A 12,970-nucleotide genomic window follows, 5' to 3' on the forward strand; every position below is an offset into this window, starting at 1 on the left:
AATCAATTCGCTAACGAATGGGGATGGGTATAGCCCTTAAGGGGTGGCGGGGGACGGCATTCATTAACTATTTAGGGTGCGTAGGCGGTTGCAATGGGGGGTAGGGAGAGGTAGCGGGGGAAGAATCCCGCCTCAATAAATGAAGGGGCAGCGGAGACCCGCTGCCAGCAGAACATTAATTTTGTGCGTCGAGGGTCGCCAGCTCTTTATCAATGAAGTACAGGCCTTCACCGCTTTTACCGACCAGAGACAGTTTATCGAGAACGGATTTAAACAGCTTCTCTTCTTCGTGCTGCTCGGCCACGTACCACTGCAGGAAATTAAAGGTTGGATAATCCTGATTGGTCATTGCCGCATGTGCCAGCTCGTTAATTTTACGCGTGATCAGCTGCTCGTGTTCATAGGTCACACGGAACAGTTCATCCAGTGATGCATATTCGGCAAACGGTGATTCGATGGTGCTAATACGCGGCAGGCTGCCGGTGTCAGTCAAATAATCGAACAGGCGCTGCATATGGGTCATCTCTTCCTGGGCGTGACGGCGCAGAAACGCGGCGGCACCCTCAAAGCTATGATAGCTGCACCATGCGCTCATCTGCTGATACAGCAGAGAGGAGGAGAGTTCCAGATTCATTTGCTCATTGAGTTGGTCGATCATTTCCGTTTTTAGCATGGGTGCTCCGTCATATTAGGCTCAGGGGAAATACGCAGAAACTATAATTTGTAATTAACTTATTTGCAAAAGGTAAAATAAAAAATAAATAATGTTAAATGCAAATGGGAATAAAACGCATTGCAGCTATTAAATAATGAAATGAGAATAATTATAATTCACTGCCGGCATTATTTATCCGGCAGCGTAAATTACCAATAATTTGTCGAAGGGGTTTGGGTAACAGCAATGCCGCGGCACTGATATTGGATGGTGACGCTTTGATTCATGCACAGCGATCCGCTGGTGACGGTGCAGGTGGTAACCGGCTGACCGTACGCAAAAGCCGTAGCATAGCCCATCTGTTGGCACTGTTTGGTGGCGGTGCTATTCGCGACATAGTCGTCGGTGGTGGCTGACTGCAATGGCGCCTGGCCATAGGTAAGACGTACGATGCCGCTGGTGGCATCCACATCGGTGACGTTAGCCTGACGGTGCACCGTACAGGCGGAAAGCGCTATCGCCGCGGCGACAGGGATGAGTTTGTTCATAGCTCACTCTGCGTAATAGTCCTGCTTGACATATTAGCGCGCAGGCGTAAAGGCAATGCCCTGAATAGCCGACACAATCGCCCTCAGTTTTTGCCACCGCCGATGTCAGTCGGCCTGGCTGTCATAAATAACCTTAAACGTCGGGTGCAGTTGATGGAATCGGTTAATCAGTTCCGGATCGAAGTGACATCCGGCCCCGGCAAAAATCAGTGAACAGGCGTGCTCATGGGTATATCCCGGTTTGTACACGCGCTTTTGGCGCAGTGCATCATAGACATCGGCCAGCGCCAGAATGCGCGCTTCAATGGGTATCTGCTCCCCGCACAGCCCATCCGGATAGCCGCTGCCGTCCCATTTCTCATGATGGTAATGAATAATGTTTTCCGCCACCGGCCCAAGGCTCAGCCCCTGAATAATGCGCCAGCCTTTGAGCGTATGCAGTTTCATCTCGCTGAACTCTTCCTCGGTCAGCGGGCCTTGCTTACGTAAAATCCGCTCCGGAACGGCAATTTTCCCCACGTCATGCAACGAGGCGAATCGTTCGATATCCTGCACCGTTTTGCGCGGCAGGCCGATTTCACGGGCCAGTAATGCGCAATAGGCTGATACGCGACGGATATGGCTGCCGGTTTCATCGTCGTGGGCGCGGTTCACTTTCTCCATCGCCTCGACGATGCTGCGGTTCACCGCCTGGCTTTGTTTGATCTGCCGCCACATCAGCCACAACAGGCACAGGCTGAACAGCACGGTAATGAGCAACACCACGCTGATGATTTTGAAGGTATTTTTGCTAAAGTCTGGTAGCCAGGACGTTTCAGGCAGGCGCTCCATCTGCGTGCGATAGCTTGAGATACGGTGGATTTGCGTTAACAGTGGGTACATCGGGTGCGCGCTATCGACCCAGGAGACAATCTGGTAATCCGAGCGCGTCAGTCCAGCGACTTTCAGCACGCCGCGGAATAGATCGTTGCCGCGTAGCGAGCCTTCCAGTGAACTTAAATCCCCAAGAATGAAATCAATTTTATGCTGTTCAATCGCGTTGACGAGTTCTTCAATCGAGGCCGCGGGAAGCAGGGTAATGTCGTTACCAAACCGCTGATGCAGATACAGAGCCGAAAACGAGCCACGAAGAATGCCGACACGCTTATAGCGGACCTGTTCCTCATCCCACAAAAACGGTTGCTCGACGCGATTGTAGTAGGCGTTATGCCAGGAAAGCGCCGGTCCAATAATCCCATCAGCCAGCGAATCGCCCCGGGTTTCGACAACATTCACCATCCGTACTGGCCATTTCTCCTGGCGCAGGCGCGCGACGTAGTTATCGGTAAATTTCACCTCAACGTTGATGTGCAGCAGGTCGCGCATATCGTGAATCATGTCCATCACCGTGCCGTGATAGCCATGTGCATCTTGCCACAGCAGCGGGGCGAAGTTCTCGTCTTTTGGCAGCCACACCGTCAGCGTGTTATCACGCATCCACGCGGCTTCGTCGGGCGTGACCTGAATGCGGCTGACCAGATAATTGCGCTTGCTTTGGTTCTCCAGCGCCTTGAGCTTGCCGTTTTGCTGCCATTCGGCAATCAGCTGATTAATGTTATCGCGCATAAAGCGCATTTCAGGGCTGAAGCCCATCACGCAGGGCAGGCGCAAATCGGAGAACGGGCGCGACAGTGTGTAATAGTGCTGCGTATCGTCCATTTCTGAATCGTCGTTGATGTAGAAATCGGCTTTGCGTTCGCGCAGCAGAGCGAAAGCTTCAGTGCTGCTATCGACCAGAATCAGCTTGCGAAATCGAAGCCAGGGATAATGCTGCAGCACCTGTTTTTGAGTGGCATCGTCGCGGCGAAAAATGACGCGTGTATCATTGAGATCTTCCGGTACCGCGGCGCTGCGGCTGAGGCTGGCGGCGAGGACTTCGTTATCAAACAGACGCGCGGAAAGGATTTTAGTGCGAGACCTCTCCTCGGTGCGCACCACGCCTGCGTACAAACCCGGGCTGTTGGTGCTGAAACGGCGGCTAATTTCCTCGCCGTTAACCGGCTTGAGTTCGAGGTGATAGCCGTAGCGTTTATTTATTTCCTGAATGAGTGCCGGGTAATAACCCTGATAATTTCCCTGTGGATCTCGCCAAAATTCGAAGTTGTCCGCATCGAACAGCCAGACCGGAACGGACGCGCTGCGAGACGTGGAATTTAACGGCGCAGCCCCCAGAGAATACGCGGGTATAAGCAGAGTAACCCAAAGCAAAGTGAGCGACATTGTTAGCAAGGAGCGCACAAGGAGGTTCCTGATTTTTATAGTGTCGTTTGTTTTCAGTCTATCTAACTGCCATGAACCCGGATGGAGATCTATAGATTTTGTAAGTAATGATTCATTATCGTGATTGACGTAGAAAATTGTGAGCCCAACGATAATTAATGAAACAATATTTCATTAAATTTGAATGTGCGTTTGATGCGCGTTAAGGTGAAGGTAACACTATTGTTCACTGCGGAGTCTTCCGCGCAGATTTCAGGAGATGAAAGAATGAAAATTGCACTGATGATGGAAAATAGCCAGGCCGCTAAAAATGCGGTCATCCATCGTGAGCTTAAGGGCGTGGCCGATGAGAAAGGTTTCCCGGTTTACAACGTCGGCATGAGTGATGAACAGGACCATCACCTGACCTACATCCACCTCGGGATCATGGCCAGCATTTTGCTCAATGCCAAAGCGGTCGATTTCGTGGTGACCGGCTGCGGTACCGGCCAGGGCGCGCTGATGTCGCTGAACATTCATCCGGGCGTGGTCTGCGGCTACTGTATCGACCCAGCGGATGCGTTCCTGTTTGCGCAAATCAACAACGGTAACGCGCTGTCTCTGCCGTTCGCCAAAGGTTTTGGCTGGGGTGCGGAACTGAACGTGCGCTTTATCTTTGAAAAAGCGTTTACCGGTCGCAACGGCGAAGGGTATCCACCGGAGCGTAAAGAGCCGCAGGTGCGTAATGCGGGCATACTGAATCAGGTAAAAGCGGCGGTGGTGAAAGAAAATTACCTCGACACCCTGCGCGCCATCGATCCGGAACTGGTGAAAACCGCAGTTTCCGGTCAGCGCTTCCAGCAGTGCTTCTTCGAAAACTGCCAGGATAAAGAAATTGAAGCCTTCGTGCGCCAGATTTTAGCGTAACGATGTGACGTCCGGCGGCATCGCGCCGCCGGATAATGTTACTTCTTACGATTCGATACCGAACTTCCCGCATCCCGCGTCAGCTGTAATGTATCAAACATTCCCACCAGACAAATCACCGCGATAAACACAAATGCCAGCCGGAAACTTGCCCCAGGAACCGCGCCAAGCTGCAACCAGTCGCTTATCTTCTCGCCCAGACGAATACCAATTGCGCCAAGCGTAATGCCCAGCCCAACGGCGAGCTGCGTCGCGGTGCTGAACAGCGTGTTGGCGTAGCTCATTTGTGCAGAGGGCACGTCGGCGAAGGCGAGGGTGCTGACACCGGTAAACTGCACTGAGCGGAAAACGCCGCCAAGGTACAGAATCAGCAGCGTCACCCACAGCGGTGTGTGCGGCGTGAGGAAGGCACACGCCAGCAGCGCCAGCACGTTCAGCGCACCATTGATCAGCAACAGCTTACGAAAACCGAGCCAGCGAATGAGCGGCGTGGTGGCAGGTTTAATGGTCAGATTCCCGACAAACACCGCCAGCACCAGCAGTCCGGCATGGAAAGGGTCCATCCCAAAACCGACCTGAAACAGCAGCGGCAGCAGGAACGGTACCGCACTTATCGAGGCACGAAACAGCGAGCCGCCGTACATCGTGACCCTGAAGGTCGGCACCTTCAGTGCATCGAGGCGAATCATCGGCCATTCGACGCGTTTGAAATGACGCAGCGCAAACAGAAACGTCGCCGCACCCAACGCCAGCAGCGCAAACGGCAGCCAGCTTCGGCCATGTTTCGCGCCGAAGGCTTCCATCGCGTAGACCAGGCTCACCATCGCAATCGCCGTGGCAAGGAAACCCGGCAGGTCAAACGGACGGCGTTCGTCGTCACGAATATCTGGAATGATGCGCAGTGCCAGGAAAATCGCCACCAGTCCAAGCGGCACATTAATAAAGAAGATCCAGCGCCAGTTAGCAAAACTGGTAATGAATCCACCCAACGGCGGGCCGATTATCGGGGCCACTAACGCGGGCCAGGTGAGCGTCGCGATAGCGGTAATCAGCTGGTGCTTCGGCGTAGTGCGTAGAACCGCCAGACGTCCGACTGGCACCATCAGCGCACCGCCCACGCCCTGCAAAATGCGCATTGCGACAAAGCTGTCCACGCTTGTTGCCATCCCGCAGAAAACAGAGGCCAGGGTGAAAATGAACAGCGCCAGGGTAAACACGTTACGGGCGCCGAAGCGATCGGCAATCCAGCCGCTGGCGGGGATCAGTACCGCAAGGGTGATGAGATACGCGCTGATACCGATATTCAGCGCGACGGCTTCCACGCCAAAACTTTTCGCCATATCCGGCAGCGCGGTGGCGATCACCGTCCCGTCGAGAAACTCCATAAAGAATGCACCGGCCACCAACAGCGCGGCCGGTGACAGACCACGGCTCTCCTTCGCGGAGATGTTTTCACTCATGATAAAGCTGCCATATCAAAATGAATCATTGTTTCAGAAGACCATAGCGCAAGAAAATGCGGGTTTCAGCAGGTTTTTTGATTTCTGGTCAGAAAAATCAGGTTAGTATGGCGCCCCTGAAAAAAGGAGAAAATCATGTCCCAGAATCTGACCGCCAACGATGAGCTGGTTTCCGACGTTGTCGCCTGCCAGCTGGTTATCAAACAAATTCTCGACGTTATCGATGTTATCGCCCCGGTTGAAGTCCGTGAAAAAATGGCCAACCAGCTACGCGCGATTGATTTTAGCGCTCACCCTGCGGGGGCCGACCCGGTTACCCAGCGGGCCATTCAGAAAGCCATTGCGCTGATTGAATTGAAGTTCACGCCGCAGGACGGCAGCACGCATTAATGAAAAAACCGATGGCGCTGACGCTTATCGGGCCTGCAGATGCTGTTGTAGGCCTGGCAATCGTCAGCGCCACCGGGCGCTTTTAATACAGTGCCTGAACCAGTAAATAACTCGCCACGCAGGCGCAGCTCACGGAAATCAAGCCCGGCAGAATGAAGCTGTGGTTGATAATGAATTTGCCAATGCGGGTGGTGCCGGAACGGTCGAAACCGATGCAGGCCAAATCGCTCGGGTAGGTGGGTAAGACGAAATAGCCGTAAGCGGCCGGGAAGAAAGCAATCAGCATTTTCGGCTCCACGCCAAGCATCAGCCCCATCGGAGCGACGGCAGTCAGTGCGGCGGCTTGACTGTTCACTAGCTTCGAGACCAGGAACAGCACAATCGCGTAAGTCCACGGGTGGTTTTGCACCACGCCTTCCAGCGCCATTTTTAGCTCGGGCAAATGCGCCTGGAAAAAGGTATCGCTCATCCACGCCACGCCAAACACCGAGAAAATCGCCACCATCCCCGCTTTGAATACTGCGCCGTTGGAAATCGCGGCAGCGTTGACTTTGCACACCATCAACATCACCGCCCCGGAAATCAGCATCATCATCTGAATGACCAGGTTCATCGACAGCGGCGCTATTTTGCCTTTCACCTCGAACGATGGGCGCAGTTCCGGCAGGGCGCCGAGCAGCACCACCACTAAAATCCCGGCGAAGAAGATCCACGTCGACCAGTAGGCTTCGCGCGAAAAGCGTTGGTTGAGCAGCGTTTCGGTGCTGCCGTAAATGAACTCGCGTTGTTTCGGGTCACTGAGTTTGGCCTGAAACTCCGGATCGTCGGCCAACTCTTTACCGCGACGCAGGCTCCACAACGCCGCAATCGCCACGCCAAACAGCGACGCCGGCACCGAAACCGCCAGAATTTCGAGGATGCTCCACGCATGGCCGATCCCATGCTGTGCGCCGAGAATCGATACCAGCGACACGACCGCCACAGAAACTGGCGAAGCGGTGATAGCCATTTGTGAGGCCACCGACGCCACCGCCATCGGACGTTCCGGGCGAATACCTTTTTTCAGCGCGATATCGGCAATGATGGGAAACATGGTGTAGACCACGTGCCCGGTGCCGCACAAAAAGGTCAGCGTCCAGGTGGTGAACGGGGCTAAAAGCGTGATGTGCTGCGGGTGTTTACGCAGCAGTTTTTCAGCACACTGCATCATCACGTTCAGTCCGCCCGCGGTTTGCAGCGTGGCCGCACAGCCGATAACTGCCAGTATGGTCAGCATCACCTCAACCGGCGGTTTACCTGGCTCGAGCCCAAAAACGAAGCACAGAATAAATAAGCCAATACCGCTAATTAGCCCCAGCCCCATTCCGCCAAAGCGGGTTCCAACCAGCAAGCACAAAATAATGACTGCAAACTCAAGCGTAATCATCTCTCACCTGTCTCATCCATAAAGAAGACATAAAGCATTACATTTTGTAATGCTTTTAATTGAGAGGAAGATCGGATTTATAAACAGCAGCAAAAACAGCCTGTTGTGTACATTTTTTTAACAAATAGAGAGGGGGTGGGGCGGACTATGCCGCCCAAAAAAATTAATGATGACGATGATTCATCACATTGAGCAGATGCTTATCGGTCTGATGCATACAAAGACCGGCTTTTCTGGCGCTGCGCACTTCATCGAGAATGGTCTGCAGAAGAATACCGTCCTGCTGTTGCTCTTTTTCCAGGGTATTCAGAAAGCGCAGGGTGCTGTCGTCATGCATCGCTTTGGCTTCAAGGGTTAATGCGCTGAGCGTGCTGATCCGCTGCTGGTGTTCTTCAAGGGTTTTCAGGAACAGGTCTTCAAGGGTCTTACAGCTGTCATCGCAGGGGGTGGATTCTTTGACCACCGGATAAGCACCGGCCTTTTTCATGAAATCAAAAACGCGCATCATTTGAGTGACGTTGGACTGCGCCTGTGACCGCAGAAACGTTGCGGTTCCCGGTAGCTTATGTTCACAACACCACTCGCTCAAATGCAGATAAAAATTGGAGGCACAAAACTCCAGATTCATCTGCGCATTGAGTTTTTGAACCATTCCAGGGACTGTCATAGCAATATCCTTATTCAGCGTTGTCACGTTATTATTTACGCTTCGTTACATGATGTCGTAAATATTCGATATCACCGTTCTAAAACTCTGTGAAAGCCGATGTTAACGGCATGATGTTCAATGCAATTATATTCTTTTATTAAAATATAAAACTGCGATCTGCTTTGCATTGATCGCTATTGTTGCTTTTAACGAATATATTTCTGGGCAATATTAAGGGTAATTCCCGCAAGCAAAAATTTGATTTTAAGGAGTGCGAAATGAAAAAAGTCGCGGTGCTTCTGGCACCTGGATTTGAGGAAGGTGAGGCCATCGTCACCATCGATATTCTGCGTCGTTTGCATCTGGATGTGGAACTGCTTTCCTGCACCACCACCCGAGGCGTCACCAGCTATCACGGGATCCCAATGGTAGCAGACAGCACGCTCACCGAGCACGTCAGCGTACTGTACGATGCTGTGGTTTTACCCGGCGGACCGCAGGGCAGCGTTAATTTAGCGACCAACCCGCAGGTGATTGATTTTGTGGCAACGCACGATGCGGCAGGCAAACTGATTTGCCCAATCTGCTCTGCGGCGGCACGCGTTCTGAGCGGCAACGGCCTGTTAAAAGGGCGCAACTACGTGTGTTCCGGCGATCTCTGGCAGGACGTTAAAGACGGTCACTATGTCGATGCGCCGGTGGTGGAAGACGGCAATTTGATCAGCGGCAAAGGTTTTGGTCACGTGTTCGATTTCGCCTTTACCGTCGCCGCCAGATTACTCGGCGATGAAGCACCGGTGCGTGAACACGCAGAGCATATTTATTATCGCTGGTGAGATAAGGATTTACTGGCCACCGCTATAGATTATTCTGCTAACCCCAGGGTGAATTGTCTGACAAGTCACCCTTTTTTATGTCATTTATCGCTGAATTTATGCACGCAATTACTGTAATTCTGCGTTGTGATGGCGCTCTCTTATGGATAATTAATTTCCGGCTATTAATGGTTCAGCAACAATGTACTGATTAGCGAAACCGCTAATGCATTGTTTTGCGAATAATTAAAATAATTTATTCAGATTTCCCCTACAAAAAAGAACATTAAAGCTGGAGTTAACCATGCACAAATTCACTAAAGCGCTGGCGGTCATTGGCCTGACAGCGGTTATGTCACAATCAGCTATCGCTGAAACCATGAAACTCGGTTTTCTGGTTAAGCAACCGGAAGAGCCATGGTTCCAGACCGAATGGCGCTTCGCTGATAAGGCCGGGAAGGATTTAGGTTTTGACGTCATCAAAATCGCCGTGCCGGACGGTGAGAAAACGCTGAATGCCATTGATAGCCTGGCGGCTAACGGCGCGAAAGGGTTCGTCATCTGTACGCCTGACCCAAAACTGGGGCCTGCGATCATGGCCAAAGCACGCAGCTATGACATGAAGGTCATCACCGTCGACGACCAGTTCGTCAACGCCAAAGGCAAACCGATGGACACTGTGCCACTGGTCATGATGGCGGCCAGCGAAATTGGCGCCCGCCAGGGTGACGAACTGTATAAAGAAATGCAAAAACGCGGCTGGGATGTGAAAGAGACTGGCGTGATGGCCATCACCGCCGATGAACTGGATACCGCCCGTCGCCGCACCACCGGTTCAATGGACGCGCTGAAAAAAGCCGGATTCCCGGAAACGCAAATCTATAAAGTGCCAACCAAATCGAACGATATCCCGGGCGCATTCGATGCCGGTAACTCACTGCTGGTTCAGCATCCAGGCGTTAAACACTGGCTGATTCTGGGTATGAACGACAATACCGTACTGGGTGGCGTGCGTGCGACAGAAGGTCAGGGCTTTAAAGCACCAGACGTTATCGGGATCGGCATTAACGGTGTGGATGCGGTGAATGAACTCTCTAAAGCGCAGCCGACCGGGTTCTACGGTTCACTGCTGCCAAGCCCGGATGTTCACGGCTACAAAACCAGCGAAATGCTCTACAACTGGGTGACCAAAGACGCGGAGCCACCGAAATTCACCGCGGTTACCGACGTAGTGCTGATCACTCGCGACAACTTTAAAGCAGAGCTGGCGAAGAAAGGGCTGTAAGGCCTGAGGCTGTCGCCCCCGGCACTCGCGCCGGGGGCAGAAAAGAATGTGGAGTGTTTATGCAACAGTCACAGCCATACCTCTCGTTTCGCGGTATCAGCAAAACCTTCCCCGGCGTGAAAGCTCTCACCGACATTAGCTTCGACTGCTATACCGGACAGGTGCATGCGCTGATGGGTGAAAACGGTGCCGGAAAATCCACGCTGCTGAAAATCCTTAGCGGTAACTACGCCCCAACGGGCGGGACGCTGGCGCTACGCGGCGAGGAAGTCAGCTTTGCCGATACCACCGCTGCGCTCAATGCCGGGGTGGCCATCATTTATCAGGAATTGCATCTGGTGCCTGAAATGACGGTGGCGGAAAACATCTACCTTGGGCAGATGCCGCACAAGGGCGGGATCGTTAACCGCTCGCTACTGAACTACGAGGCGCGACTCCAGCTGGAACACCTCGGGCTGGATATCGACCCGCAGACGCCGCTCAAATACCTCTCCATCGGCCAGTGGCAGATGGTGGAAATTGCCAAAGCGCTGGCGCGTAACGCCAAAGTCATCGCCTTTGATGAGCCGACCAGTTCGCTCTCGGCGCGTGAAATCGACAATCTGTTTCGGGTTATCCGCGAGCTGCGTAACGAAGGCCGGGTCATCATTTATGTCTCGCACCGCATGGAGGAAATTTTTGCTCTCAGCGATGCGATCACCGTGTTCAAAGACGGGCGCTACGTGCGTACCTTTGACGACACTAAGCAGGTAAATCACGACCAGCTGGTGCAGGCGATGGTTGGCCGCGAAATCGGCGATATCTATGGCTGGCAGCCGCGCGAATACGGCGCGGAGCGGTTGCGTCTTGATGACGTCAAAGCGCCGGGCGTGCGTCAGCCGATAAGCTTGTCGGTTAAAAGCGGCGAAATCGTCGGCCTGTTCGGGCTGGTGGGGGCCGGTCGCAGTGAATTAATGAAAGGGTTGTTTGGCGGTACCCGAATTAGCGGCGGCCAGGTGATGATTGACGGTCAGCCGGTGGACATTCGCAAACCGGCCCATGCTATTCGCGCCGGGATGATGCTGTGCCCGGAAGACAGGAAGGCCGATGGGATAATCCCGGTGCATTCGGTACGCGACAACATCAATATCAGCGCCCGTCGCAGGCACATCCGCGCCGGATGCCTGATTAATAACACCTGGGAAGCCAGTAATGCTGCACACCATATTCAATCACTGAACATTAAAACGCCCGGTGCGGAGCAGCTGATCATGAACCTCTCCGGCGGCAATCAGCAGAAAGCCATTCTGGGGCGCTGGCTGTCCGAAGATATGAAAGTCATTCTGCTCGATGAACCGACGCGCGGTATTGACGTGGGCGCGAAGCACGAAATCTATAACGTCATTTATGCGCTGGCGAGATCGGGTGTGGCGGTACTGTTTGCCTCAAGCGACCTGCCAGAAGTGCTCGGCGTAGCCGACCGCATCGTCGTGATGCGGGAAGGCGAAATTGCGGGCGAGCTGATGCACGAAAGCGCGAATGAGCAGCAGGCGTTGAGCCTGGCAATGCCGAAAACCACTCAGGCCATAGCCTGAAAGCCTGACGAAGGAGTCAATTATGTCCGCTGTGACAACCTCCGGCCCACGCCGGAATACCTTTAGCGTGGGGCGCATCTGGGATCAGTACGGAATGCTGGTGGTATTCGCCGTGCTGTTCCTCGCTTGCGCCATATTTGTGCCGAACTTTGCCAGCTTCGTGAACATGAAAGGGCTGCTGTTGGCGATTTCGATGTCCGGGATGGTGGCCTGCGGGATGCTGTTCTGCCTGGCATCGGGTGATTTCGACCTCTCGGTTGCGTCGGTGATTGCCTGCGCAGGCGTCACCACTGCGGTGGTTATAAACCTCTCGGAAAGCCTGTGGCTCGGTGTGCTTGCCGGGTTGCTGCTCGGCGCACTCAGCGGGCTGGTAAACGGTTTCGTGATTGCGCGCCTGAAAATCAACGCGCTGATAACGACCCTGGCCACCATGCAAATCGTGCGCGGTCTGGCGTACATCATTTCTGATGGTAAAGCGGTGGGCATTGAAGACGAGCGCTTCTTTGCCCTCGGCTACGCCAACTGGCTGGGCCTGCCTGCGCCAATCTGGCTGACGGTAGCGTGTCTGATTGTGTTCGGCTTGCTGCTCAATAAAACCACTTTTGGCCGCAATACGCTGGCGATCGGTGGGAATGAAGAAGCGGCGCGGCTGGCGGGTGTGCCGGTAGTACGCACTAAAATCATCATTTTTGTGCTTTCCGGATTAGTCTCAGCGGCGGCGGGCATTATCCTCGCCTCGCGGATGACTAGCGGCCAGCCGATGACATCGATGGGATATGAATTGATTGTCATCTCGGCCTGCGTACTCGGCGGCGTGTCGCTGAAAGGGGGGATCGGTAAGATCTCTTACGTAGTGGCGGGGATCCTGATTTTGGGCACCGTTGAGAATGCCATGAACCTGCTGAACATTTCGCCGTTCTCGCAATATGTGGTGCGCGGACTGATTTTACTGGCGGCGGTTATCTTCGACCGCTACAAGCAAAAAGCGAAACGGGCAGTCTGA

Annotated in this window: 12 protein-coding genes; 6 read left to right on the forward strand and 6 right to left on the reverse strand. The window is 53.6% G+C overall.

Translation table 11 applies throughout. The features are described 5' to 3' along the window. Positions 1 to 175: 175 nt before the first annotated feature. From ftnA to MUU51_RS17520, 3 genes are all read right to left on the reverse strand, one after another. Complete coding sequence (gene ftnA, locus MUU51_RS17510) at positions 176 to 673, reverse strand: non-heme ferritin (RefSeq protein WP_159776787.1); 498 nt, start codon at positions 671 to 673, stop codon at positions 176 to 178. 191 nt (positions 674 to 864) lie between these two features. After that, complete coding sequence (gene yecR / locus MUU51_RS17515) at positions 865 to 1,203, reverse strand: YecR family lipoprotein (protein ID WP_159776788.1); 339 nt, start codon at positions 1,201 to 1,203, stop codon at positions 865 to 867. A gap of 105 nt (positions 1,204 to 1,308) precedes the next feature. Next, on the reverse strand, positions 1,309 to 3,480 hold the full coding sequence (locus tag MUU51_RS17520) for an HD domain-containing phosphohydrolase (protein WP_258968232.1): 2,172 nt from the start codon (positions 3,478 to 3,480) through the stop codon (positions 1,309 to 1,311). A gap of 249 nt (positions 3,481 to 3,729) precedes the next feature. Between MUU51_RS17520 and MUU51_RS17525 the strand changes: the two genes are divergently transcribed. After that, positions 3,730 to 4,368 carry an RpiB/LacA/LacB family sugar-phosphate isomerase gene (locus MUU51_RS17525; protein ID WP_159776789.1) on the forward strand — a complete coding sequence of 213 codons (639 nt, stop codon included), beginning with the start codon at positions 3,730 to 3,732 and terminating at the stop codon, positions 4,366 to 4,368. A gap of 38 nt (positions 4,369 to 4,406) precedes the next feature. Here MUU51_RS17525 and MUU51_RS17530 read toward each other — a convergent pair whose 3' ends face one another. After that, a complete protein-coding gene (locus MUU51_RS17530; protein ID WP_159776790.1) occupies positions 4,407 to 5,828 on the reverse strand; it encodes an MFS transporter in 1,422 nt (473 codons plus the stop codon). Between the two features lie 135 nt (positions 5,829 to 5,963). Between MUU51_RS17530 and MUU51_RS17535 the strand changes: the two genes are divergently transcribed. Continuing rightward, positions 5,964 to 6,218, forward strand: a complete 255-nt coding sequence (locus MUU51_RS17535) for a DUF2766 family protein (RefSeq protein ID WP_159753399.1) — start codon at positions 5,964 to 5,966, stop codon at positions 6,216 to 6,218. 82 nt (positions 6,219 to 6,300) lie between these two features. Here the strand turns inward: MUU51_RS17535 and MUU51_RS17540 are convergent, their stop codons facing one another. Both MUU51_RS17540 and MUU51_RS17545 read right to left on the reverse strand, forming a co-directional pair. After that, positions 6,301 to 7,644 carry an anaerobic C4-dicarboxylate transporter gene (locus tag MUU51_RS17540; RefSeq protein WP_258968233.1) on the reverse strand — a complete coding sequence of 448 codons (1,344 nt, stop codon included), beginning with the start codon at positions 7,642 to 7,644 and terminating at the stop codon, positions 6,301 to 6,303. A gap of 163 nt (positions 7,645 to 7,807) precedes the next feature. Beyond that, on the reverse strand, positions 7,808 to 8,311 hold the full coding sequence (locus tag MUU51_RS17545; protein ID WP_258968234.1) for a non-heme ferritin-like protein: 504 nt from the start codon (positions 8,309 to 8,311) through the stop codon (positions 7,808 to 7,810). Between the two features lie 260 nt (positions 8,312 to 8,571). Between MUU51_RS17545 and MUU51_RS17550 the strand changes: the two genes are divergently transcribed. The 4 genes from MUU51_RS17550 (at position 8,572) to araH (ending at position 12,970) form a co-directional block, all read left to right on the forward strand. Further along, positions 8,572 to 9,129, forward strand: a complete 558-nt coding sequence (locus tag MUU51_RS17550; RefSeq protein WP_258968235.1) for a DJ-1/PfpI family protein — start codon at positions 8,572 to 8,574, stop codon at positions 9,127 to 9,129. Positions 9,130 to 9,412: 283 nt separating this feature from the next. Then, positions 9,413 to 10,393 (forward strand): arabinose ABC transporter substrate-binding protein, encoded by a 981-nt coding sequence (locus MUU51_RS17555; protein ID WP_159776794.1) that lies wholly within the window; start codon positions 9,413 to 9,415, stop codon positions 10,391 to 10,393. 59 nt (positions 10,394 to 10,452) lie between these two features. Next, entirely contained in the window at positions 10,453 to 11,967 is a 1,515-nt protein-coding gene (araG, locus tag MUU51_RS17560) for an L-arabinose ABC transporter ATP-binding protein AraG (protein ID WP_258968236.1), read from the forward strand. 22 nt (positions 11,968 to 11,989) lie between these two features. Continuing rightward, the gene (gene araH, locus MUU51_RS17565; protein WP_159776796.1) at positions 11,990 to 12,970 is read left to right on the forward strand and encodes an L-arabinose ABC transporter permease AraH; all 981 of its coding nucleotides are present in this window, start codon (positions 11,990 to 11,992) and stop codon (positions 12,968 to 12,970) included.

The organism is Scandinavium manionii, from assembly GCF_024764775.1.
GTDB classification, from domain to species: domain Bacteria; phylum Pseudomonadota; class Gammaproteobacteria; order Enterobacterales; family Enterobacteriaceae; genus Scandinavium; species Scandinavium manionii.